A 24616-nucleotide genomic window follows, 5' to 3' on the forward strand; every position below is an offset into this window, starting at 1 on the left:
CGCTTGCCGACCATTGCGCCTCCTCCTCGCTTCCCTGCTACGCTTCATCAGCCGCCATGTCCTGCAATTCCTGCTGTTCGTTGCCATCCTCGCGGCCGGCCATGCGCTGCTGGAACAGGCACGGCAATTTCACGATGGACAGGCCAGGCTAGGCATGCTGCGCGATGCGGCAAGCCAGGCCGGCGCCCGCCAGGCAACGCTGAGCGGGGAGACGCAGGCGCGCGTCGAAGCGCTGCGCCAGGCGTCCGACCAGGCCATCGCCGCGCGCATCGCGCAGATCGACGTGGCGCTGCGCGCGCTGCGGCAAGCGGCAACACCCTGGTCCTTCACCTTGGCATTGCCCACCAGCAAGGATCTCGGCGACGCCGTCGCCAGGCAGGCCGAGCAGCACATCCGCATCGAACTGCTGCTGCAGGAACGCGCCTATCTGCAATCGCTGCGCATTGCCCTTGGCAATGACAGCGCACGCCAGGCCCTGCTGCGGCTGCACGGCGAACATCGGCAAGCCTACCAGGCGCTCTCGGGCAACCTGGCCCGGCAACAGGCGCTGAGACAGGCGCACCCGCTGCAAGCCCATCTCCCCGGCACGGCGCCGCACGCGTCAATGGCCGCGCTGCAGGCCGAGGAAACGCGCCTGCGCGAGGCCAATGTCCTGGCCTACCAGCGCTACATGGCCCAGCGCCAGCACCTGGCCGCGATTGGCCCCGGCAGCGTATCGCCATTCCAGCTCGACCAGGCACGCATCGAGGCGCGCCGGCAGGATCTGGTCCACGCCATGGCGTCGATGGAAGGACAGCTGCGCGACAACTGGTGGCGCGCGCTGCGCGAGCTGTTCGCGCGCTACGGCCCTGCGGCCGCCCTGCTGGTGCTGTCGGCGATATTGCTGCCGCCGGCCATCCGGGCCTTCTTTTACTTCGTGCTGGCGCCCATCGCTTCGCGCCTGAAGCCCTTGTCCATCGCGCACGCGCCAAACGTGCCGGCCATCGCGCTCCCCCTGCCGCCCGATGGCCAGTCGCGCATTTCCGCCGTCTCGCAGGCAGTGCTGCTGCAGCCGGGCCAGCGGATGCTGATCCACCCCGAATACCTGCAGTCGTCGCCCGTCAGTAGCACCAAGCGCACGCAGTGGCTGCTGGACTGGCGCTTCCCCTTCACCAGCCTGGCGGCCGGCATGGTGGCGCTGACGCGGCTGGAAAGCGACGTAAGCGCATCCGTGACGATTTCCGCCAGCGACGATCCGCTGCTGGAGATCGCCGTGCTGCACCTGCCCGCAGGCAGCGCCCTGGTGTTCCAGCCCAGGGGCCTGGTGGGCCTGATCCGCGAGGCGGACCAGCCGCTGGCGATGGCCAGCCACTGGCGCCTGGGCAGCCTGCATGCCTGGCTCACCCTGCAGCTGCGCTTCATCGTCTTTCGCGGCCCCGTCACGCTGATCGTGCGCGGCTGCCGCGGCGTGCGCCTGGAACGGGCCGGCCAGGGCCGCTCCATCAGCCAGTCCGCCACCCTGGGTTTTACTACCGACGTGCTGTACTCGACGGGCCGCAGCGAAACCTTCATCCCCTACCTGCGCGGCCGGCAAGCGCTGTTCAACGACCGCTTCGACGGTAAGAATGGCGTCTACCTGTACGAGGAAACCCCGCGCCACGGCAAGCAGCCGGGCAAGGCGGGCAGCTGGTTTGAGGGGTTCACCGATGCAATCTTGAAAGTGTTCGGCATCTAGCCGGCGAAAAAATGATGGATGACTTCCTGTTTGCCGATTTTCTCGAGGACCAGGCCGTGTATGCGGCGGCAGAGGCCTGGTGGCAGGCCCGCCTGGCCTTCCTCGACGGGCAATGCGCGCCGTATCTGCGCACCGCGTTTGCCAATGGCCAGCCATTTGAGGACGGCAATCCGATCGTCAACCTGGCGAACCGCGGCACCGCCAAGGCGGCGCGCATCGTGCAGCAATGCCCGCGCGAATCCGGCCACGACTATACGAGTTTCGAGCAAGCCATCGAGCTGGCAAGCGGCGACGGGCACATCGCGGCGCGGGAAAAAGTCATCGTGCTGACGTTGACGCAGACGACGGCGCAGCGGGCCTGCGACGAGCTGCGCGCCTGGCTGGCACCCGCATAGGTACGCGCGCTACCAGACGTAGCCCAGGCGCACGCCGACATTGCGCAGTTCGCCATAATTGCACGCCCGCGCCGAGAAACACGAGGCGACATGGTATTTGTCGAACAGGTTCTTGACCGTCATGCCCACGCTCAGGCCGCGCCAGTCGCTGCGGGCCTGGCCCAGGTCATAGCGCAGCGACAGGTCGGCCAAGGTGAACGCCGGTGCCTGGAAGGTATTGTCAGCATCGCCCCAGCTGGCGCCGACATGGCGCAGGCCGGCGCCGGCCGACAGGCCGCGCCAGCGCCCGGCAAAGGCGTAGTCGGCCCACGCGGAAGCCATCTGCCGGGGCACTTCATACGGCGACTTGCCCTGCACGTTCGTGCCCCACATGTCCGCATTCGCCCGCGTCACTTTCAGGGGATTGTAGGTCAGGGACGCCAGCAGTTTCAACTGGCTGCTCGGCTGCGCCGCCACTTCCAGTTCGATGCCGCGCGAGCGCACCTCTCCCTGCTGGATCGAGAAATTCGGGTCGTCCGGGTCCGTCGTCAGCACATTCTGGCGGCGCAGTTCGAATGCGGCGGCGGTCACGGAAAGATGCGGACCAGGCGCGTATTTCACGCCGACTTCCACTTGCCGGGCTGTTTCCGGCTCGAACGGACGGTCAAGGCGGTCCGCGCCGGAAACGGGCGAGAACGATTCGCTGTAACTGGCGTAAGGCGCGAGGCCGTTCGCCGCCAGGTAAGTGATGCCGGCGCGGCCCGTGAATGCCGTGGGCTTGCGCAAGGTCGTGCTCGACGGCGATACCAGCAGATTGATCTGCTCCTGGCGCGTCCAGTCCTGGCGTCCGCCCACGGTGAAGACCCAGCTGCGGTAGTGCATGCGGTCCTGCAGGTAGGCGCCCAGCTGCCGGTTATGCTCGCGGCGCAGGGCGTCGGGTGCCAGCGCCGCCAGGTCCAGCGCGCCGCCGTAGACGGGGCGGTAGATATCGATCTGCGGCCCGTCGGCGATATACGAACTGAACGAAGTGTTGCTGCGGCTGTAATCGATGCCGGCAACGAGTTCGTGGCGCAGCGCGCCCGTCGCCACCTGGCCCGTCACGCTGGTGTCGAGCGCATACACGCCGCCCTTGCCGTCGCGCGTATCGATCTCGCGGTTGCTGATCGCATGCTCGATCAAATTGCCGTAACGAAACATATACTGCTCATGGTTATCCGCGTGCAGGTAACGGAAGTTCTGCCTGAGCGTCCATCCGCTGTCGAAGCTGTGGCGCGCTTCATAGCCAGCCGAGGCGACGCGCGTTTGCTCGTGGTCGAAGCCGGGCTCGCCAAGGAAGCGCGTCAGCGGCAGGCGGCCGTTGGGATTGCTGCCATTCAAGGCATCCCACTGCACGTTCGACGACTGCATGGCGCGGTTCTTCTGGAAAAATCCCAGCAAGGTGATGCTGGTGCGGGCGTTCGGCGCCCACCTCAGGCTCGGCGCCAGATAGTAGCGGTCGTCCTTCATGTAGTCGATCTGCTGGTCCGCCTGGCGCGCCAGCCCCACCAGGCGGTACTGCAGGCTGCCATCGTCGGCCAGCGTGCCGCCCACGTCGAGCGCCAGCTGCCTGCGCGCATGGCTGCCGAGCGACAGTTCCACCTGGCGCAGCGGGTCCGCCGCAGGGCGCTTGGCGACGAAATTGACGATGCCGCCCGGGGCATTCTGCCCGTACAGCACCGACGAGGGACCCTTGAGCACTTCCACGCGCTCGGCGCCATACGGCTCCACGCCGAAGAAACCCAGCGTCCCCATGGGCATCAGGCGCATGCCATCGAGGTAGAATGCGCCCGAGAACTGGCTGAAGCCGCGCACCGACAGGCTGTCGTCCGCCGGATTGGCGCCGGCCGTGTTGCTGCGCAAGCCGGCCGTGTACTGGATGGCGTCGTTCAGCGTGCGCACGCCCTGGTCATCCATGCGCTCGCGCGTGATGACGGACACCGATTGCGGCACTTCCAGCAGGGAAGCGTCGGTCTTGGTGGCCGTACTGGCCCGCCGCGCCACATAGCCGCCGACCTTGCCCCACGGGTCCTCCTCTTGCGCCAGCGCGCTGACGGTCACGGGCGCCATCGTCTGCACGCCGTCCGCCGCCGCGCCGGTGGCCGACGCGGTGGCGGCGCGCAGCGCATAGCCGCCGCCGACCGTGCGCACGGCGGCCAGTCCCGTGCCGGCCAGCGCCCGTGCCAGCGCCTCGTCCACCGTATAGCTGCCGCTGACGCCGCCGCTGCGCAGCCCTTCCGTCGCGGCCGAGCCAAAGGCGATCAGCAAGCCCGCTTCGCGCCCCAGCCGGTTCAATGTCGCTTCCAGCGGCCCGGCCGGAATGGCATAGCGGCGCAGGGCCTCGGCCTGCCCGACCGCTTGCGCCAGCGCCGGCGCGCAGGCCAGGCTGGCCAGTGCGCCCAGGCACAGCGCATGCACCAGGTGGGCGAGCGGTTGCATGGCCAACAGGCCCGGTGCGCGCAAGCGCGTGGAGGGATGGAATGTGCTGCGATCGTTCATGGCATGCCTTCGTCTCATGGATGGGTGGAACGGGCCAAAACCTGGGCCCTCACCTCCCTTGACAAGACAGCAGGCAAAAACAGTCCATGTATTTTCAATATATTGTCGCGCGCGGCCGCAAGGTGACCCAGTAGCGCGTCAGATAATGCAGTTCGACGGGCAAGGCTTGCGTCAGCGCCAGCAGCACCTTGTCGGTGTCGGCCAGCGGATAGGCGCCCGACACCAGCAGGTGCGCCAGCACCGGATCGCATCCCAGGTGGCCGCGCCGGTGGCGGGCCAACTCCAGCAGGAAGGCATCCAGGCGCATGTGCGCGGCCACCAGCATGCCGTCGGCCCAGGCGCCCGCGCCGGCATCGAGCGCACGCGCCGCGCCCACGCCGTCGCGCGTAAAACCGCCCTCTTCGCCCGCCCGCAGCACGCGCGGCTGGCCATGGGGCGCCGCTGGCTGCAGCTCGACAGCCCCCTGCAGCACACCAACCTGCGTGTAGCCGTCGTGCTGGCGCACGATGAAACGCGTGCCCAGTGCCTGCGCCGTTCCCTCGGCGGTGTGCACGCGGAAGGGCCGCCGCTGCGCATCGGGCGCCGTCTGCAGCAGCACCTCGCCGCGCAGCAGCTGCAGCGCGCGCACGGTGCTGTCATAACGGAGCTTGATGGCGCTGTCGGTATTGAGCACCAGCGTGCCGCCGTCCGGCAGACGCACCGTGCGCCGCTCGCCCGTGGCCGTGCCGGCATCGGCGTCCCGCGACTGCCAGGCGGGCGCCTGGCGCAACAGGGCGGCGCTGCCGCCCACGACCACCAGCGCCGTCAGCACGCGCACGGCACGGCGCCGCTGTGCGCCTGCGGGCGCGGCCAGGGCGGCGCCGGCCAGCCGCGGCGGAATGCCTGCCAGCTGGCCGCTGACGGCCTCGATGCGCTGCCAGGCCCGTTCATGTTCGGCGTCCTCGGCACGCCAGCGCTGCCACGCATTGAGCTGCGCGGCCGTGGCGTCGCCGCCCTGCAGCGCCAGCCACCACTGCACGGCCTGCCGCGCCACGGCGGGCGCCACGCGCGCGACAGCCGCCGCACCGCCCGGAGAAAGCGGCAGCTCGTCATCCATCGTTCTGCTCCGGGAAAAAGCAGCGCAGGGCCGCCCTGGCCAGATGGCGCTTGACGGTGGACAGGGAAATGCCCAGTTCGGCAGCCACCTGCTGCTGCCCCATGCCGTCGAGCTGCACCAGCAGGAAGGCTTGCCTGGCCTGTGCAGGCAACGCGGCCAGGCGCCGGTCCAGTTCCACCAGCCGTTCGAGGAACATCAAACGCACCTCGGGGGGCGGCGCCACCGGTTCCGGCATCAGGGCAAGGGCGTCGAGGTAGGCCTGCTCGATGGCGCGCCGGCGCACATGGTTGATCAGCAGGTTGCGGGCGATCGTCGTCAGATAGGCGCGCGGCTCGTGCACGCCCTGCATGCCCTGCGGCGCGAGCACGCGCAGGAAGGTGGCCTGCGCCAGGTCGGCCGCATCGAAGGCGTTGCCCACCTTGCGCTGCAGCCAGCCACGCAACCAGCCATGGTGCTGGCGATACAGTCGGGCGATGTCATCGAGGTCATGCAGGGAAACGTGGTCGGCGGACATGGAGCGGCGAGTCTGGCGGATAGCACAAACTTAATGAGAATTATTCTCAATTATAGGCAGAAATGGGGATGTCGGCAAGATTGGTGCCGGCAGCGGCCGCCACCCGCGCACGGGGTGGCATCGCTGCGGCACGATGGCCCTATGGCGCGATCGTATGCGACACCGTCAGCCACTCGCCCGGCTGCAGGCGTGAAGCCGCCTCGCGGGTGGCCAGCACGCTGTCAGGATCGAGAGCGGAGCGCTTCAGCTTGTAGGAATAGGCGAAATCATCGGCGTCGAAGGCCTGCCCCGCCTTGACGTAATACTTGAAGCCGACGAAGGAGTCGGGATTGGTGACGACCGTGTATTCAAGCATGACACTGTTCATGGCGGGCCTCGTCGACGATGGGAATGTCGCCATTATGCGTCAATCCCGGCGGCAGGCAAGCGGCGAGGCGCACGCATGAAAAACGCCCGGCGTTGATCCGGGCGGTTTTCACGGGCCGCGCGCACCGTCAGGGCTGCGCGCCGTCAGCCTTCTTCTTTTCACGCGCCACGAGGTACAACAGCACGATGATGGCCGCATACGGCAGCAGCGACAGCGCATCCGCATTCAGGCCCGCGTAGAACGGATTGCCATGCTCGGCCCAGTCGGCCATCATCTGGTCGAAGTGCGTGAGCACGCCGGCCGTAATGGCGATGATGATGCCGGCCAGCGCGCCGCCGGCGATATAGCCCGACGCCAGCAGCACGCCCGAGCTGCGGTCGCCCGCCAGCTGGCGCTCTTCTTCATTGAGCTTGGCGTTGTGTTCCAGCTTGTTGTTGCGGCGGTCCGCCAGCCAGCGCACCAGGCCGCCCACGAAGATCGGCAGGGTGGACGACAGCGGCAGGTACACGCCGACGGAAAACGCCAGCGAAGGGATGCCGGCCATTTCCAGCACCACGGCGATCATCACGCCGAACAGCACCAGGGTCCACGGCAGTTGCTGGTCGAGGATGCCCTTGATGATGTAGGACATCAGCACGGCCTTCGGCGCATCGTATTTCTTTACTTCCGAGCCGTCCGGACGCTTGCTGTAGTGGCCATTGATGCCCGGATCGACGAGGTAAGCCAGTTGGCCATCGTCCTTGACGAAGTATTTGCCGGCCGGGCCGCCCACGGTATCGGTCTTTTGCCAGACTTTGTACGTGTTGTGGTCGGTCTCGGCTTGCGGGCCATGCAGCGCGCCCGTCACCGTCAGCGTCGAGGCATCGACCGTCAGGCCAGGCGCCACCTGCGCGGCCGGCACGTAGACGGTGCTCGCCTCGTTCAGTTTCAGCAAAATCGGACCGAGTATCAGGGCCGACGACAGCGCGCCCGCCAGGATCGCGTACTGCTGCAGGCGCGGCGTGGCGCCCACCAGGTAGCCGGTTTTCAAGTCCTGCGAGGTGGTGCCCGCATTGCTGGCGGCGATGCAGACGATGGCGCCCACCGACAGGGCCGTCACATAGTAGCGCCCGCCCGTCCAGCCCATGATGAGGAAGATCAGGCAAGTGAACAGCAAGGTGGCCACGGCCATGCCGGAAATCGGGTTCGACGAGGAGCCGATCTCGCCCGTCAGGCGCGACGAGACGGTGGCGAACAGGAAGCCGAAGACGAGGATCAGCAGCGCGCCGAGGAAGTTCATGTGCAGCGGCGTGGCGAAGGTGATCACGGCGATGATGGACAGGCAGCCGATGACGACCCATTTCAGGGGGATGTCCTGGTCCGTGCGCAGGGTGGAATTGCTCTTGACGCCCTTGCCGATGCCTTTCAGGCCGGCCGACAGGCTGCGCCAGATCATGGGCATGGCGCGCACCAGGGAAATCAGGCCGCCGGCGGCCACGGCGCCCGCGCCGATGTACAGCACGTAGGCGCTGCGCACGTCGTCGGCGCCCATTTCGCTGATCAACTTGGTGCCCGGCGAGAGCACGGTGGTCAGGCTGTCGCCGAAGAACTTGATCATCGGGATCAAGAGCAGATACGACAGCACGCCGCCGGCCGCCATGGTGGCGGCGATGCGCGGGCCGATGATGTAGCCCACGCCCAGCAGTTCAGGCGAAATCTCGGCGCCGATGGAGCCGCCCTTGAGCGGCGCGGCAAATTCCACGCCCGGCGTGTCCTTCCAGCCCTTGAACGAGATATTGAAGACTTTATACAGCAGGCCGACGGCGAAGCCGCCGAAGATGATCTTGGCGCGGCGCTTGGCGTCCAGCGCGGCGGCCGAATCCTTCTCGATGCTTTCGCCGGCGGCGATGCGCGATTCTTCCGTGGCGGCCGCCTTGAGCACTTCGGCGCAGGCCGTGCCTTCGGGGAATTTGAGTTCCTTGTGCTGGTCGACGATCATGGTGCGGCGCATGGGGATCATCATCAGGATGCCCAGCAGGCCGCCGAGGATGCCGACCAGCATGACTCTGGAGATTTCCAGGTCGAAGCCGAGGATCAAAATGGCGGGCATGGTCACGCCCAGGCCGAAGGCCAGCGATTCGCCGGCCGAACCGGCCGTTTGCGTGATGCTGTTTTCCAGGATCGACGAATCCTTGCCGCCCACCTTCTTGGCCAGGCCGAACAGGGTGATGGCGATCACGGCGACGGGAATCGAGGCGCTGACGGTCAGGCCCACCTTCAGCACCAGGTACAGCGAGGAGGCGCCAAAGACCATCCCCAGGATGACGCCCATGAACAGGGCGCGGAAGGTCATTTCGGGCAATTTCGCGTCGGCCGGGATATACGGCTTCATGGCGCTCGGTGTTGCATCTTTTGCCATACAAAGTTCCTTAGTCTTGTAAAATAAACAGCCCGGATCGACGTCCGGGCTATTTTCTTGAAGCCGTGACTATCGCACAGCCGCGTTTCGATGAAAAGGTTTTTTGCAGCCGCTCCCGATGCTTGGGTCCTGTGTCCGCCAACGCCGGGGCGCCTGGCGCATTGGTCTATAATCGCTGCCACCGTGCCCCGCACGCTCACGTGAGACTGCCTTGACTGCCCAACGATCCGGATTTCCCTGGCCTTCGCGCCGCACCGCCGTGCGCGCCATCATCATCGCCGGCTGCGCCGCGCTGGCCGCCGCCGTGCTGCTGGTGGCCTACCTGTTCCTTTACGTGAGCCCGCGCCTGCCCGAACTGGGCGTCATCACCGACTACCAGCCAAAGATTCCGCTGCGCGTGTACACGGCCGACAAGGTGCTGATCGGCGAATTCGGCGAGGAGCACCGCGACTTCGTGCCCATCGCGCAAGTGCCCGACATGATGAAAAAAGCCCTGCTGGCCATCGAGGACAGCCGCTTCTACGAACACCACGGCATCGACTTCGTGCGCGCCGGCGGCGCCGTGCTGTCGAACCTGCGCCACGGCTTCGGCCACGGCGGCGGCTCCACCATCACCATGCAGGTGGCGCGCAACTTCTTCCTGACGCGCGAAAAAGTCGCCTCGCGCAAGCTCAACGAGATCATGCTGGCCCTGAAAATCGAAGCGGCCCTGTCGAAAGAACAGATTCTCGAGCTGTACATGAACCAGATGTACCTGGGCCAGCGCTCGTTCGGCTTCGGCAGCGCGGCGCAGACGTATTTCGGCAAGCCGCTGAATGAACTGTCGGTCGCGGAAATGGCCATGCTGGCCGGCCTGCCGCAAAACCCCTCGCGCCACAACCCGATCAGCAATCCGAAAAAAGCCCACGCGCGCCAGCAGCTGGTCTTGAAACGCATGCGCGAACTCGATTACATCAGCGAAAGCCAGTACCGGCAGGCGCTGGCCCAGCCGCTGCATTTCAATACGCGCGGCAAGCAGGGTTTCGATACGCACGCCGAATACGTGGCCGAACTGGCGCGCCAGGCCGTGTATGCGCAGTTCAAGGAAGACAGCTACACCAAGGGCATCAGCGTCTACACGACGATCCTGAAAGCCGACCAGGACGCGGCCTACGCCTCGACGCGCCGCAACGTCATCGCCTACGACCAGCGCCACGGCTACCGCGGCCCGGAAACCTTCATCGACCTGCCGGCGGACCCCGAGCAGCGCGACGACGCCATCGATGCTGCACTGCAAAAACGCCCGGACAGCGACGGCCTGATCGCCGCCGTCGTCACGGAAGCAGCCAGCGGCAAGGTGGTGGCCGACACGGGCGACGGCGACGCCAAGACCATCACGGGCGAGGGCTTGCGCTTTGCCGCCCCTGCCCTGTCCGCCAAGGCGGGCGCCGGCATCAAGCTGCGCCCGGGCGCCGTGATCCGCATCAGCCAGGACGCCAAGGGCAACTGGGCCATCACGCAAGTGCCGCTGGTGGCCGCCGCCTTCGTCTCGCTGGACGCGGAAACGGGCGCCTACCACGCCATGGTGGGCGGCTTCGACTACAACCTGCAAAAGTTCAACCACGTCACGCAGGCCTGGCGCCAGCCCGGTTCGGCCATGAAGCCCTTCGTGTACTCGGCGGCGCTGGAAAAAGGCTTTTCGCCGGCCACCCTGATCAACGACGTGCCCCTGGAAATGCAGGCGGGCGGCAAGGTGTGGGCGCCGCAGAATGACGATTTCAAGTTCGACGGCCCGATCACCATGCGCTATGCGCTGGCGCAGTCGAAGAACGTGGCCTCGGTGCGCATCCTGCGCGCGCTGGGCGTGTCATATACGCACGACTTCCTGGAAAAATTCGGTTTCGATCCAAAGCGCCAGCCCGGCAATCTGACCATGGCGCTGGGCACGGGTTCCGTCACGCCCGTGCAGATGGCGGGCGCCTACGCCCTGTTCGCCAATGGCGGCCACCAGGTGGAACCGTATTTGATCGACCGCATCGTCGACGCCAGGGGCACGGTATTGATGCAGACCAAACCGCCCGCGCCCAACGACGACAAGACCCTGGCGCTGGACCCGCGCAACGCCTTCGTCATGGACAGCATGCTGCGCGAAGTGACGCGCACGGGCACGGGCGCGGCGGCGGCGAAAAAGCTGGGGCGCAGCGACATCGCCGGCAAGACCGGCACCACCAGCGACGCCGTCGACGGCTGGTTCGCCGGCTACGGCGGCGGCATCGTGGCGGTGGCGTGGATGGGTTACGACGAACCGAAGTCCCTGGGCGGCCGCGAATTCGGCTCCACCCTGGCCATGCCGATCTGGATCGACTACATGCGCACCGCACTCTCCACGCGCCCGCAAGTGACGCGCGCCGTGCCGGCGGGCCTGAGCCAGGTCGACGGCGAGTGGCTGTACGATGAATTCATCGACATGAACGGCGTGAAAACGCTGGATATGGAGGCGGAGACGCCGACGGACCCGGCGGCGGTACCGGAGACGCTGCCCATAGAAACCACGAACTGACGCATCTATCTTGTCGGATGACGCTACGCTAATCCGACCTGCCTCTTACTGCATCAATCGCCAGTCGTAGGTCGGGTTAGCCGGGACGGCGTAACCCGACAAGTGCCGCCGGGGTTTACACGGCGCTCATGCTCAAATACCCGCGCACCGTACTGACGACGCTGTCGGCGAAATCGTCGACATGGACCTTCGCCGCGCGGTACTTCCAGCGTTTCACGTACCAGTCCTGGAACAGGGCCAGGCAGTGCGCGGCCAGCAAGGTGGGGTCGCCCTGCGGCTTCGGCGCGATTTCGGCGATGGTGGCGGCGATCAGGGTCTGCACATACAGTTCCGAATTCTTCGCCATGCTGCGCTGCTCCACCTGCAGCACGCGCGAATCCATGAAGACGAAATAAAACCACGGCTGCAGCACTTCGGACAGGTAGATCGACGAGCGTATCATCGCCTCAAGGCGGTCCAGCGGCGACTTCACGTCGGCAAACAGCAGCGGCAAGGCTTGCGTGGCATGGCGCACCACGTCCTCGATCATTTCGGCCAATTGATCCTTGCTGGTGATGTAGCCGTACAGCCCGCCCATCGACAGCCCCGTCTCGCGGCACAGGTCGCGCAAGCTCATGGCGCGGAAGCCCACGTCATTGGCCAGGCGGAAGGTGGCGACGAAAATGCGTTCGAGATTTTCCAGCGCCGGCTTGCGGCGCTTGACGCCGATGCGCTCGGCGTGGCGGTCAAGAATATATTCCCAGATGTTTTCGCCATTTAAAGGCGTCATCTGCTGAAACTGTTCAAAATTAAAATGGGTCGACAAGTGCATTCCCAAGTAACGGTGTATGAGCAATGTAAGACAGCACCTGGGCGGCGCTGCAAGACGGCGGGACGGCTGATGCGGGGCCGATTATAGCTCAGGAAAACAACTATTTGACTTTTCAACTATGCAATGGACGCATACGCAACGCCAAATTCCCACAGTTATTGCGCTGCATCATGCAATTGTCTGCAATTTAAATCCAGCAATGCTACATTCAATAAACCGAGCGCTCGCTATTTTTAATGCATCGAGAATGTAAGGAGTGCACGGTTCATCGCTACAGCATCGACATTTCCATATTATTCAAATAACGGAGACAAAATGAAGACTCGCTTCTGGCAACTGCTATCGACCCTGCTGCTCACCCTCGCCCTCCTGCCCGGCAGCGCCGGCGCCGCCGGCTACACGCAAACGAAGTACCCTATCGTGCTCGTGCACGGCCTGTTCGGTTTCGACAAGCTGGGCCCCGTCGAGTATTTCTATGGCGTGCCCGACGCCCTGCGCAGCGGCGGCGCGCAAGTGTATGTGACCACCGTCTCGGCCGCCAACAGCACGGAAGTGCGCGGCGAACAGCTGCTGTCGCAGGTGCGGCAGATCCTCGCCGCCACGGGGGCAAGCAAAGTCAACTTGATCGGCCACAGCCACGGCGGCCCCACGGCCCGCTATGTCGCCTCCGTGCGGCCCGACCTGGTGGCCTCCGTCACCAGCGTGGCCGGCGTGAACAAGGGTTCCAAGGTGGCCGATATCCTCAGCGGCGCCATTCCCAACACCAGCGGCGCGCTGGGCAATGCGCTCGCCTCGCTGATCAGTCTATTGTCGGGCAACGCAGGCCTGCCGCAAAACGCGGGCGCCTCGCTGGCATCGCTGTCCACGGCCGGCTCGCTGGCTTTTAATGGCCGCCACCCGCAAGGCGTGCCCACCTCGGCCTGCGGTGAAGGCGCGCATCAGGTGCAAGGCGTGTACTATTTCTCGTGGAGCGGCGCGCAACCGTACACGAATGTGCTCGACGCGGGCGACCCGCTGCTGGCGGCCATCAGCCTGGCCTTTGGCGGCGTGAAGAACGATGGCCTGGTCAGCAGCTGCTCCAGCCACCTGGGCAAGGTGATCCGCGACGACTACGCCATGAACCACCTCGATGAAGTCAACCAGTTCGTCGGCATCGTCAACCTGTTCGAAACGAACCCCGTCACCGTCTTCCGCCAGCAGGCCAACCGCCTGCAAGGCCTGGGACTGTAAGGAGCAGCGCATGCACGCGAAATGGATCATCGGCGCCAGCCTGGCGGCCCTGGCCCTGTACCTGGTGTTGCGGCCGGGAGAACCTCCCGCCGCGCCGCCGGAAAAACCGGAGCCGGACCTGTTCGCGTTCGTGCGCTCGATGCAGGGCACGCGGCCCGACGGCAACGTGACGGTGGCCCCCGGCGACCAGCTGGTGGTCGACGCCGAACTGGGCCACCTGTTCGACTACTACCTGGCGGGCCTCGGCGAAAAGCCGCTGGCCGCCATCCGCAGCCAGATCGAGGCGGAACTGGACAAGCGCCTGGCGCCCGTGCCCGCCCGCGCAGCGAAGCGCCTGCTGGGCGCATATCTGGCCTACAAGCAGGCATTGGCCGGCGCCGAGCAGGCCTTGCCGGCGCAGCCCGATGCGGCCGTGGCGGCGCGCGCGCGCCTGCAAGCGATGCGCGCCCTGCGCGGCAATTATTTTACGCCCGAGGAAAGCGCGGGCCTGTTCGGCGCCAGCGACGCCCATGACGACGATGCCGTGGCGCGCATGGCGGTATTGGGCGACACCTCGCTCGACGAGGCCCAGCGCCAGGCGCAACTGGCCGCGCTGGATCAAAAAATGTCGCCCGCCCGGCGCGCCGCGCGCGACGCGCCGCTGCAGGTGGTCAAGCTCGAGGAATCGGTCAAGGCCTTGCGGGCCCAGGGCGGCGGTGAAAACGAAGTCTACCGCCTGCGCGCCAGTACCTTCACGCCCGAGGCGGCGGCGCGGCTGGCGGAGCTGGACCGCGAAGAATCGCAGTGGCAGCAGCGCATCATCGCCTATCGGGCGCAAAAGGCGCAGCAGGCCGGCCTGCCCGGCGGCGCACAGGATGCGGCGGCCCTGCAGCAGCTGCGCGACGCCAGTTTCACGCCGGACGAACAGCGCCGGCTGGGCGCCTACGAGTAAGCCCCTACGCCAGTTCCGCCAGCAGCGCGGCGGCGGCCATCACATCCATGCTGGCATGCCCCTGCACATAGCGCGACAGCACCGGCGCCAGCAGCGCATGCGCCTCGGCGCGCGCGCCCTGCGCGTGCAGCAGGCGCGCCAGGCTGGTGGCGCAGCGCAGCTCCCAGCCCAGCGCGCCCTGCTCCCGGGCCAGCCGCAGCGCCTCTTCCAGCTGTGCCCGCACCTGCGCCAGGTCCCCGCGTCCGTCCGCCTCCAGAGCGCGCCAGCTGCGGTGCGCGGCGCGGCGCAGCACTTCCGGCATGCTCCACGGCGCCAGGCCCGCGCGGGCGCGCCGCAATGCCTGGCTGTCGGCCGCCGCGTCGTGCAGGGTCGCCATGACGTCAACCTGCATGGGCCAGCTGCGCAGCGGGGACCAGGAAAAGGGGGCGCGACGCGCCTCCGCGTCAAGCAGGCGCTGGTAGCCGGCGCCCCAGGCGCTCCAGTACAGCAGGCCATAACGGGCCGCATGCTCGCGCAGCAGGCAAGTCCAGGCCCGCGCCAGCCCATGCTGGCCGCACCACAGGGCGACGGGAATGGCGCTGAAGGCCAGCGCCACGCACAGCGAGGCGCCATTGTGCTCGAAGCCCACCATCACCGCCTCGCGCGCGGTGTGCAAGGCCTCGTCGGGACGTCCCAGCAGCCACAGGCAACGCGACAGGTTGCCCCGCATGCAGACCTGGTGGTCGGCCAGCACGGCATTGTTGAAACCGAGCTGGCCGGCACCGTCGGGATGGGCAAGCACCATGCGCGCCAGCGCCTCCGACTCCGCGTGGCGCCCCTGCAGATGTTCGCCCGCCGAGCGCATGCGCGCCTGCACCAGCTGCATCGCCGTGTCGCCCCGCGCCTGGCCCAGGGCCGCGAATTCGGCCACGTAGGCCTCGGCGCCGCGGAAATCGGCCAGCGCCATGCAGCAGATCCACATTCCGCAGATCGCCTCGGCGCGGCGGGCCGTATCGGCCGTCCGCATGGCCAGCGCATAGCCGCGCTGGAAGGACAGCAGCATGGCCCCCGTGACGCCCTGCGTATGCATGAGCAGGTGCGCCAGCGACGCATGCAGCTGCATCTCGCCGTCGCCGTCCTCGATCGCGTGCGCGGCCATCCGCTCCAGCGCCCGCTCCACGCGCACGCGGTATTCATCCATCAGCGACAGCTGGTAGAACAGGGTTTGCGCGGCCAGGGTCAGGGCGATGCCCAGCGCCGCGTCGCCCTCCTCGCCAAAGGCCCAGTCGATGGCGGCGCGCAGGTCATCCACGTGGCGGCCATAGCAGGCGCTCCAGCTGGACGAGGACATGCGCTCCCAGTCGGCGGCGATGCGGCCGGCCAGGCCGAGGCAGTGGCGCGCGTGGCGCAGCAGCACGGCATTGCCGTTTCCCGCCGCATGCAGCTGCGCCGCCGCATACGCGCGCGTCGTTTCCAATAAACGGTAATACACGTGCTCGCAGCAGAATTCGATGCTGACGAGCGACTTGGCGGCCAGGTCCGACACGACGTCGAACACCTCGCGCCCCGCCACGGCGGCGGCGGACTCCATGCGGAAGCGGCTCTTGAACACGCTCAGGGCCTGCAGCACATGGCGCTCTTCGTCGTCGAGCAGGCCATAGCTCCAGTCGAGGGTGGCGCGCAGGGTCTGGTGGCGCAGCGGCACGTTGCGCGGTCCGCGCGTGAGCAGGCGGAAGCGGTCATCGAGCTGGCGGCGCAATTCGTGGATGCCGAAGTGGCCGATGCGCCCCGCCGCCAGTTCCAGCGCCAGCGGAATGCCGTCGAGGCGGCGGCAGATCTCCGCCACCACGGGTACGTCGGCATCAGCCAGCACGAAGCCATCGTCGGCGGCCGCGCAACGCTCGCAAAACAGCTGCACCGCGGCGAAATGGCGGGCCGCCTGCGCATCGGGTATCACGTCGGCGGGCGGCAAGCCCAGCGCGGGAAGGCGCTGCAGGTGCTCGCTGGAGATGCGCAGCGGTTCACGGCTGGTGGCCAGCACATGCAGCAGCGGCGCGCCCTTCAGCAAGGCATCCGCCAGCGCGGCGGCCGCGCCGATCACGTGTTCGCAGTTATCGAGCACGATCAGCATGTGGCGCTGGCGCAGATAGGCCAGCAAGACGGGCATGGCGTCGCCGGCCGGCACGGCCACGCCCAGCGCCGTGGCCAGCGCCAGCGGCACCAGCCCGCCCTCGTTCAGCGGCGACAGGTCGACGAAGCACACGCCGTCCGCGTAGCGGCGCAGCACGCGCGTGGCCAGGGCCACGGCGACCGTGGTCTTGCCGATGCCGCCGGGGCCGACGATGCACAGCAGGCGCAATTGCAGCAGCTGGTTGGCCATCGCCTGGCTCACGTCGGCGCGGCCCAGCATGCGCGTCAGCATGACGGGCAGGTTATGCCGCGGCTCCGGCGCGGAAGCGCCGGAAGCCGCCTGGCCCGTGTGCGACAGCGGCGCCAGGAACCCGTAGCCGCGTCCGGGGATGGTGGTGATGTAGCGCTGGCCGTCGCGGCCATCGCCGAGGACCTTGCGCAGGGCGGCCAGGTGCACGCGCAGGGTCGCATCGTCGACGACGGCGTTTGGCCAGACGATGGCGACCAGCTCGTGCTTGTCGACGATCTCGCCGGCCCGCTCCAGCAATGCCAGCAGCAAGTCCATGGCCCGGCTGCCCAGTCGCAGCGCGCGTTCGCCTTCGAACAGCAGGCGCTCGAGCGGCAATAGGCGGAACGGGCCAAAGACATAGGCCGGGGCGGGGCTGTTCATCATTCTTGCATGGGAAATAGTATTAAAGACGCCAGAAACAATCCATGGCGTCGCTGCCAGGCCGCGCTTCGGCACTTAAAGGCAGGCGGCTTGCAATAGCACCATTTTACTGAGCATACGCATACCGCAACATGGCCTCATGTATGCGGCTTGTTACATGCCGTGCTCACGACTCGCACGCCAGGGCCGGCCGGGCGCCCGCCAGCAAGGCGGCGCTGGCCGCCGCCGGCGCCGGGCGGTGCAGGTAAAACCCCTGCACCTGCTGGCAGCCCAGGCGCCGCAAATGCGCAAGCTGCTCGCCGCTTTCCACGCCTTCGGCCACCACCTGCAAGCCCAGCCCCCGGGCCAGCGCGATGGTCGAGGCAACGATCATCGCATCATTGCGGTCGATGGCCAGGTCGCGGATGAAGGAGCGGTCGATCTTCAAGGTATGGATAGGCAGCATCTTGATATGGCTCAGCCCCGAGTAGCCGGTACCGTAATCGTCGAGCGAAATGGTCAGGCCCAGCGCGCGCAGCCGGAACAACACCTGCTTGGCCTGGGAAATGTCGTCGATGAAGCAGCTTTCCGTCACTTCCAGCTCCAGCAGGCCGGGGGCGATCGCATAGCGGTCCAGGCAACGCAGCACGGTTTCCTGCAGCAGCGGCTCGCGCAGCTGCGTGGCCGAGATATTCACGGCCACGGGCACCAGCGGCAATCCCGCCTGGCGCCATTGTGCCAGTTGGCGGCAGACGGCATCGATGCACCAGTTTCCCAGGGCGACGATGGCCTGGGTTTCCTCGGCCAGGCCGATGAACTCGTTCGGATAGATCAGGCCATGCCGCGGATGATCCCAGCGCAGCAGCGCCTCCAGGCCAACCAGGCGCAATTGCGCCGTATCGAACTTGCCCTGGTAATGCAGGCAGAATTCATCATGGCGTATGGCGCCGGCAAAGCGCCCTTGCAATTCCAGGCTGCGCGCCGAGGACAGGTTCAGCGCCATGTCGTAGAAACGGTAGCGGTCGCGGCCCGCCTTGGCGCTGTCCATGGCGCTGCCCGCGCTCGACAGCAGGGCATCGACGCCCTGCCCGTCGCGCGGATACAGGGCGATGCCGATGCTGGCCGTGGCCAGGATGTCCTCGCCGCCGCCGGGCTTGAACGGCTCGCGCACCGCGCCGAGGATGGCCCTGGCGATGGCCGCCAGCCGCTCTTCGCTGCCCACCTCGCACAGCAGCACGACAAAGGCGTCGCCGGCGAAGCGCGCCAGCACGTCATCGTCGCGCAGCACCTGCCGCAGGCGCGCCGCCGTCTCCTGCAGCAGCGCGTCGCCGGCCAGGTGCCCCAGGCGTTCATTGACCTGCTTGAAGCGGTCCAGGTCCACCAGCAGCAGCGCGTAATGGTTGCGGCTGTGGCGCGCCTGCTGCAGCTTGCCGCCGGCGACGGCGTAGAAACGGCGCCGGTTGGCCACGCCGGTCAGTTCGTCGCAGGCGGCCAGCTGGTCGGCGCGGCTTTTTTCGCGCGACAGCTGCAGGTTCAGGGCCAGCTGCTCGCCCTGCGCCTGGCGCCGCTGCAGGCGCAGGCGCTGCCGCGCCGCCCACAGCACGGCGCCGGCCAGCGACAGCACGGCCAGCGAGATCAGCGCGGCCTGTGCCACCAGGCGCCAGCGCAGGCCGTCGAGCTGCGCCAGCACCCGTCCGCGATCCTGGCTGACGCGCACCTGCAGGCCATGGCGCGGCAAGGTGCGCACTTCGAGCAGGCGCACCGCGCCATCGGCCGGCGCGGCGACGGCAGGCAGGCCATCCTGCAACGCCGCCAGCGCGGTGCCGCCGGCAAGGCCGATCTCGATGCGGCCATGCGCCTTGCGGCTGATTTCGCGGTAGGGTCGCAGGAAAAACGCCAGGTCGCCCGGCAGGTCGGGCGCGGCGGCCAGGGCGTCGTCCAGCTGCGCCGCGAGGATCGTCGCCACGTCGCGGTTCTCGATGCGGGCGCGGTCCAGCGCCTGCTGCGTCTCGTCATCGATACGCACCGCCGTGTAGCCCCAGATGCACAGCAGCAGGCAGGCCGCCAGCATGGCGCACAGGGCCGTGCTGGCGGCATCGAGCCAGGCCGGTGCAAGGCCCGGGCGCCCCGCGGTTGCGCGCAGCTCCACTCAGGCCACTAAGCGGTCAGGCACGGCACGGCCGGCGCCGGACGGCGCGGCAGCGCCGCCGTTGCCGGGCGCAGGCGGAACACGCTGACCACCTGCAGCAGGTTCGCCGCCTCGCCTTCGAGCGACTGCGACGCGGCCGCCGCCTCTTCCACCAGCGCCGCGTTCTGCTGCGTCACTTCGTCCATCTGCACCACGGCCTGGCTGATCTGGCCGATGCCCGTGCTTTGCTCGGCGCTGGCCGCCGTGATGTCGGCCACCATGCGGCTGACCTGGCCCACGGCCGCCACCACCTCGCGCATCGTGGCGCCCGCCTGTGCCACCAGCGCGGCACCGGCGTCGACCTGCTGCGTGGAATTGGCGATCAGTTCGCGGATATCGCGCGCGGCGGCCGCGCTGCGCTGGGCCAGGCTGCGCACTTCCGTCGCCACCACGGCAAAGCCGCGCCCCTGCTCGCCCGCGCGGGCCGCTTCCACGGCCGCGTTCAGCGCCAGGATATTCGTCTGGAAGGCCAGCATGTCGATCACGCCGATGATGTCGGCGATCTGCGCCGACGACGCGCTGATCGCGTCCATCGTGTGGATCACCTGGCCCACCGCCTGGCCGCCATCGCCGGCGATCTTCGCCGCCGTGACGGCCAGCGCGCTGGCATGGCGGGCATTGTCCGCGTTCTGCTGCACGGTGGAGCTGAGCTCCTCCATCGCCGACGCCGTCTGTTCCAGCGAGCTGGCCTGTTCTTCCGTGCGCGCCGACAGGTCGACATTGCCTGCCGCGATCTGCGTCGAGGCGGTGGCGATGGTGTCGGTGCCTTCACGCACGCGCTGCACGATGTCGAGCAGGTTGCCGTTCATGATGGCGAGCGCGTCGAGCAGCTTGCCCGTTTCATCGCGGCCATGGGTGCCGAAGGTCGACGTCAGGTCGCCCGCGGCCACCGTCTGCGCCACCTTCAATGCGTGTTGCAGGGGCGCGACGATGCTGCGCGTGACCAGCCAGGCGGTGGCGAGCGAAAAGAGCACGGCCAGCGCGCCCAGGGCCAGCATCAGGGTGCGCGCCGTGGCGTACTCATGGCGCACCTGGGCACCCGCCGCCTCCATCAAGTCATGCTGGTGCGCGATCAGCGTTTCCAGCGCGGCCATGTAGCGTATCTGCTCATCGCGCACCGTGCCGAGCAGCAAGGCCGTCGCCTCATCGCGCGCCCCCTCTTCCAGCAGGGCCAGCACCTTGTCGCGCCCGCCGTTGAACGTCGCGCGCGCCTGCGTCACGGCCGCCATCAATTCGCGCCCCTGCGGCGACAGCACCACCTTTTCCAGCTGCGCCAGTCCCTTTTCCGTTGCGCCGCCCGCCCTGGCGATGGTGGCGCGCTCCTGCGCCAGCTGCTGCGGCTCCGTCATCAGCAGCAGGTTGCGCGAGGAACGCGCGATCACGTTGACATTCTTGATGATGTCGTTGGCCAGCACGGTCTTCGGATATTTATCGTCGATCACGTCGCGCATGCGCGCTTCCAGCGCGGACAGGCGCAGCATGCCCAGCGCGGCGGTGGCCAGCAGCAACATGGTCAACAAAGCAAAGGACCAGCGCAAGCGCGTTCCAATATTCATATTTGCCATCTTCATTCGCATCCTTCAGTGTGGTGCATCGTTCATCGCGCCGGGCCGGCATGCGCAGGCTGACGGCAATGGCTGTCGCCGCCGGCGGTCCGCGAAGACCGGGCGCAACAGGCGATAAAGTCAGCCGGAATGGGGCAGGAACATGGCGCAACGGCATGCGGCGCCCCCACGGACCACGGCGCGGCGGTGGTACGGCAGGCAGTGTGAGTTATCTCACTGGCAATGTCGCGTTAAGTTTTGCAAAGATTTGCGTAGATGGCAAAACAGCTATTTTGGTAACACTGTTTTTTTATCAATGGCTTGCGCGGAGAGGATGCGCGGCCAGCCCGGCATGCCGGCCAGTCGGCGCTTGCGAGGGGCGCCAGCAAGGCATGCCCGCGTCTGCCGGGACAGGCTCCCGCTAGTCAGCGCGCAACAGGGGGGCGGTGGCGGCATGCAAAAACGGCCGCGCGGGGCGGCCGTTCGTCTCGACAGGAATTAAAACACTTCCCATTCGTCGTCCCTGGTCGCGCGCTGGCCAGCGGACGGCACGGCCCGCAGCGCGGGACGCGCCCTGGCGGGCACCGCCGGGCGAACGGCAGCGGCCACGCGGGGCGCGCTGGCCGTGCCGGCGGCGCGCGCCGGCGCCGACGGCGCGCCATCGAGCTTGAAGACGCTGACCACCTGCGCCAGCTGGCCCGATTGCTCCTGCAGCGATTCGGCGGCCGCCGCCGCCTCTTCCACCAGGGCCGCATTCTGCTGCGTCACCTGGTCCATCTGGCCGATGGCCTGGTTGATCTGGTCGATGCCCGAGCTTTGTTCCTGCGTGGCCAGGCTGATTTCGGCCATGATGTCGGTCACGCGCTGCACGCTGGCGACGATTTCCGCCATCGTGCTGCCCGCCTCGGCCACCAGCTTGCTGCCCGCATCCACCGCTTCCACGGAGTCGCCGATCAGGGTCTTGATTTCTTTCGCTGCGCCCGCCGATCTTTGGGCCAGATTGCGCACCTCGGTGGCGACGACGGCAAAGCCGCGCCCCTGCTCGCCCGCGCGCGCCGCCTCCACGGCCGCGTTCAGGGCCAGGATATTCGTCTGGAAGGCGATGCCGTCGATGACGCTGATGATATCGACGATCTTGCGCGAGGAATCGTTGATGGCGTCCATGGTGTCGACCACCTTGCCCACCACGGCGCCGCCCCGGACGGCCACGCCCGAGGCGCTCAGGGCCAGCTGGTTGGCCTGCTGCGCATTGTCCGCATTCTGGCGCACGGTCGAGGTCAGTTCCTCCATCGACGACGCCGTCTCTTCCAGCGAACTGGCTTGCTCTTCCGTGCGCGACGACAGGTCCAGGTTGCCGCTGGCAATTTCCGACGACGCCGTGGCGATGGTGTCGGTGCCGCTGCGCACCTGGCCGACGATGCTCACCAGGCTGGTGTTCATGTCCTTCAGCGCCTGCAGCAACTGCCCCGTCTCTTCCGTCGTGTGCACCTCGATATGGCTGGTCAGGTCGCCCGACGCCACCGTTTGCGCCACTTTCACGGCCGCATTGATCGGTTGGGTGATGGCGCGCGTGATGTAGGCGGCGCAGCCCATGCCCAGCGCCGAAGCCAGCAGCCCCAGGATCAGCATCAGGCTTTCCGAGCGCGTCACGGCAGCGCTGCCTTCCTTGACGCTGGCGTCGGCCACGCCGTTATTGAGCTTGATGATCTCATTGAGCGTGGCCTCGGCCTTGCCGAACAGGCTGCGCGAATCCTCGTACTGCTTGTAGAACGCCACGAACAGGTTCTTTTGCTGCTGCTCGTCGCGGTTCTCGGCCAGCTGGCGCAGGATGGCGCGCACCTTGTCGTCATCGCCCTTCCAGGCGGCCCACTCTTCCAGGAAACGCTTCCACAGCACGGCTTCCTCGGGCGTCTGCGGCAGCGGTTCGTACAGCTTGCGGCCTGCCTCGATATTGGCCCAGGCCTTGGTGCGCAGCCGCAGCGCGTCCGCAAATTTGTCTTGCGACTGGTAATTGTTTTCATAGATGGCCGCGGTCAGGGTGGCGGCGGCGACGGCCGTCTGGCCCTCGTTCATCATCATCAAGCCCTGGATCGACGGCAGGCGCACCACGCCGATTTCATTGACGGCGCCGCCCACGGTGGCGATGCCCGTGTAGCCGCAGATGCCCACCACCAGCAGGGCGGCCATCATGACGGCGACCAGGGTCGCCAACTTCCATTTGATGAGTAGATTCTTAAACATGGCTTGGTCCTTTATGTAGTCATTACAACAGCTGGCAAGGTCGAGGCAGGCATGTCCGGGTAGAACGGTTGTAGCTTGTATAAAGGCGGCGGGGGTGGGGCGTACGCTTCGTTACAATTGGCTAGAATTCATAATGACAAGGATAGAGGAAAAATGGCGTACTGGCTGATACATACTTGATACAAAACAAGATTTATTTCTTTACTGTGGTACTCCTCGCACAAGTCGCCACAAACCGGCCCGCCTGCTCCGCTTTGGTGCGAAAATTCGCCGTGCACGCCTATTGGCTGCGCAGTTGATAGTCGTATAAGATGCTCAACAGGCAAATCACGGGCACACAATGGCTTATCCTATCGAACACAAACTGGTGATCGGCGTCGCGTCCAGCGCGCTGTTCGACCTGTCCGAATCGCACCAGGTCTACCTCGACAGCGGTCCCGAGGAATACCGCAAGTACCAGGAAGCGCATATCGACGCGGTGTTGCCGCGCGGCGTGGCCTTTCCCTTCATCCGTCGTTTCCTGAACATCAACAAGCACTATCCGCGCCAGTCGCCGGTGGAAGTGGTGCTGTTTTCGCGCAATTCGCCGGAGACGGGCCTGCGCGTCATGCACTCGATCGCCCACTATGGCCTCGACATCTCGCGCGCCGCCTTCATGACGGGCAAGTCGCCGTATCCGTATTTGCCCGCCTTCAACGCCTCGCTCTTCCTCAGCGCGAATGAAGACGACGTGCGCAGCGCGCTGGCCTGCAACTACCCGGCCGGCCTGGTGCTGCCCTCGCGCACGGAAGACGACGAAAGCGACGAGGAGCTGCGCGTGGCCTTCGACTTCGATGGCGTGATCGCCGACGATGAAGCGGAAACCGTGTTCAAGCGCAACAACGACGTCGACGAGTTCCACGCGCACGAAACCCTGAACGTGGGCACGCCGCACCGCCCGGGACCGCTGGCCGACCTGTTCCAGAAGCTGGCCACCATGCAGCGCCTGGAGGAAAAGGCGCAGCGGCGCGACCCCGGCTACAGGAAGATCCTGCGCATCGCCATCATCACGGCGCGCAACGCGCCCTCGCACGAACGCGTGGTGACGACCCTGAAAAGCTGGGGCGTGGCGGCCGACGAGACGTTTTTCCTCGGCGGCATGGACAAGTCGCGCGTGCTGTCCGTGTTCAAGCCGCATATCTTCTTCGATGACCAGCTGAGCCACCTGAAATCGGCGGGCGGCACGATACCGATGGTGCATGTACCGTTCGGCATCGCCAATGTCCGCGCAGAATAAAACCTGCTGCGCGCCGTGCATTGCTGCCGCCCGCGACGGTTTTCTCAAGCGCGGAGATCAGGACGATGGTCTATAATCTCGCCTGTCAGCGCCGTCACTG

The 24616-nt window shown here is 66.8% G+C and carries 16 protein-coding genes; 6 read left to right on the forward strand and 10 right to left on the reverse strand.

Annotation, left to right across the window (positions count from 1 at the left end; all coding sequences use genetic code 11):
- Positions 1 to 13 precede the first annotated feature (13 nt).
- Both AC3RCJ_RS18225 and AC3RCJ_RS18230 read left to right on the forward strand, forming a co-directional pair.
- Positions 14 to 1714 (forward strand): hypothetical protein, encoded by a 1701-nt coding sequence (locus AC3RCJ_RS18225; protein WP_492963097.1) that lies wholly within the window; start codon positions 14 to 16, stop codon positions 1712 to 1714.
- An 11-nt stretch (positions 1715 to 1725) separates the two neighbouring features.
- Complete coding sequence (locus tag AC3RCJ_RS18230) at positions 1726 to 2109, forward strand: hypothetical protein (protein ID WP_492963099.1); 384 nt, start codon at positions 1726 to 1728, stop codon at positions 2107 to 2109.
- Between the two features lie 9 nt (positions 2110 to 2118).
- Here AC3RCJ_RS18230 and AC3RCJ_RS18235 read toward each other — a convergent pair whose 3' ends face one another.
- From AC3RCJ_RS18235 to AC3RCJ_RS18255, 5 genes are all read right to left on the reverse strand, one after another.
- Entirely contained in the window at positions 2119 to 4623 is a 2505-nt protein-coding gene (locus AC3RCJ_RS18235; RefSeq protein WP_492963101.1) for a TonB-dependent siderophore receptor, read from the reverse strand.
- 94 nt (positions 4624 to 4717) lie between these two features.
- Positions 4718 to 5719, reverse strand: coding sequence for a FecR domain-containing protein (locus AC3RCJ_RS18240; protein WP_492964671.1), 1002 nt, complete (start codon positions 5717 to 5719; stop codon positions 4718 to 4720).
- The gene (locus AC3RCJ_RS18245) at positions 5712 to 6233 is read right to left on the reverse strand and encodes a sigma-70 family RNA polymerase sigma factor (RefSeq protein ID WP_492964672.1); all 522 of its coding nucleotides are present in this window, start codon (positions 6231 to 6233) and stop codon (positions 5712 to 5714) included. Before AC3RCJ_RS18245 ends, AC3RCJ_RS18240 begins: the two co-directional genes overlap by 8 nt.
- Before the next feature lie 139 nt (positions 6234 to 6372).
- Positions 6373 to 6600, reverse strand: coding sequence for a hypothetical protein (locus AC3RCJ_RS18250; protein ID WP_492964673.1), 228 nt, complete (start codon positions 6598 to 6600; stop codon positions 6373 to 6375).
- A 127-nt stretch (positions 6601 to 6727) separates the two neighbouring features.
- Entirely contained in the window at positions 6728 to 8998 is a 2271-nt protein-coding gene (locus tag AC3RCJ_RS18255) for an OPT family oligopeptide transporter (protein ID WP_492964674.1), read from the reverse strand.
- A gap of 211 nt (positions 8999 to 9209) precedes the next feature.
- Between AC3RCJ_RS18255 and AC3RCJ_RS18260 the strand changes: the two genes are divergently transcribed.
- Positions 9210 to 11537 (forward strand): penicillin-binding protein 1A, encoded by a 2328-nt coding sequence (locus AC3RCJ_RS18260; protein ID WP_492964675.1) that lies wholly within the window; start codon positions 9210 to 9212, stop codon positions 11535 to 11537.
- 115 nt (positions 11538 to 11652) lie between these two features.
- On the opposite strand, the gene AC3RCJ_RS18265 is transcribed toward AC3RCJ_RS18260, so the two are convergent.
- Positions 11653 to 12306, reverse strand: a complete 654-nt coding sequence (locus tag AC3RCJ_RS18265) for a TetR/AcrR family transcriptional regulator (RefSeq protein WP_492964676.1) — start codon at positions 12304 to 12306, stop codon at positions 11653 to 11655.
- A gap of 357 nt (positions 12307 to 12663) precedes the next feature.
- Here AC3RCJ_RS18265 and AC3RCJ_RS18270 point away from each other — a divergent pair, with 357 nt between their 5' ends.
- Positions 12664 to 13578 (forward strand): lipase family alpha/beta hydrolase, encoded by a 915-nt coding sequence (locus tag AC3RCJ_RS18270; protein WP_492964677.1) that lies wholly within the window; start codon positions 12664 to 12666, stop codon positions 13576 to 13578.
- 10 nt (positions 13579 to 13588) lie between these two features.
- On the forward strand, positions 13589 to 14509 hold the full coding sequence (locus AC3RCJ_RS18275; protein ID WP_492964678.1) for a lipase secretion chaperone: 921 nt from the start codon (positions 13589 to 13591) through the stop codon (positions 14507 to 14509).
- Between the two features lie 4 nt (positions 14510 to 14513).
- Here the strand turns inward: AC3RCJ_RS18275 and AC3RCJ_RS18280 are convergent, their stop codons facing one another.
- From AC3RCJ_RS18280 to AC3RCJ_RS18295, 4 genes are all read right to left on the reverse strand, one after another.
- A complete protein-coding gene (locus tag AC3RCJ_RS18280; RefSeq protein ID WP_492964679.1) occupies positions 14514 to 17291 on the reverse strand; it encodes an ATP-binding protein in 2778 nt (925 codons plus the stop codon).
- A 163-nt stretch (positions 17292 to 17454) separates the two neighbouring features.
- Positions 17455 to 19416 carry a putative bifunctional diguanylate cyclase/phosphodiesterase gene (locus AC3RCJ_RS18285; protein WP_492964680.1) on the reverse strand — a complete coding sequence of 654 codons (1962 nt, stop codon included), beginning with the start codon at positions 19414 to 19416 and terminating at the stop codon, positions 17455 to 17457.
- An 8-nt stretch (positions 19417 to 19424) separates the two neighbouring features.
- Entirely contained in the window at positions 19425 to 21011 is a 1587-nt protein-coding gene (locus tag AC3RCJ_RS18290; protein WP_492964681.1) for a methyl-accepting chemotaxis protein, read from the reverse strand.
- A 486-nt stretch (positions 21012 to 21497) separates the two neighbouring features.
- A complete protein-coding gene (locus tag AC3RCJ_RS18295) occupies positions 21498 to 23240 on the reverse strand; it encodes a methyl-accepting chemotaxis protein (RefSeq protein ID WP_492964682.1) in 1743 nt (580 codons plus the stop codon).
- A gap of 340 nt (positions 23241 to 23580) precedes the next feature.
- On the opposite strand from AC3RCJ_RS18295, the gene AC3RCJ_RS18300 reads away from it, so the two are divergent.
- The gene (locus tag AC3RCJ_RS18300) at positions 23581 to 24516 is read left to right on the forward strand and encodes a 5'-nucleotidase (protein ID WP_492964160.1); all 936 of its coding nucleotides are present in this window, start codon (positions 23581 to 23583) and stop codon (positions 24514 to 24516) included.
- Positions 24517 to 24616 lie beyond the last annotated feature (100 nt).

This window comes from Janthinobacterium sp. GW822-FHT07H11, assembly GCF_058798615.1.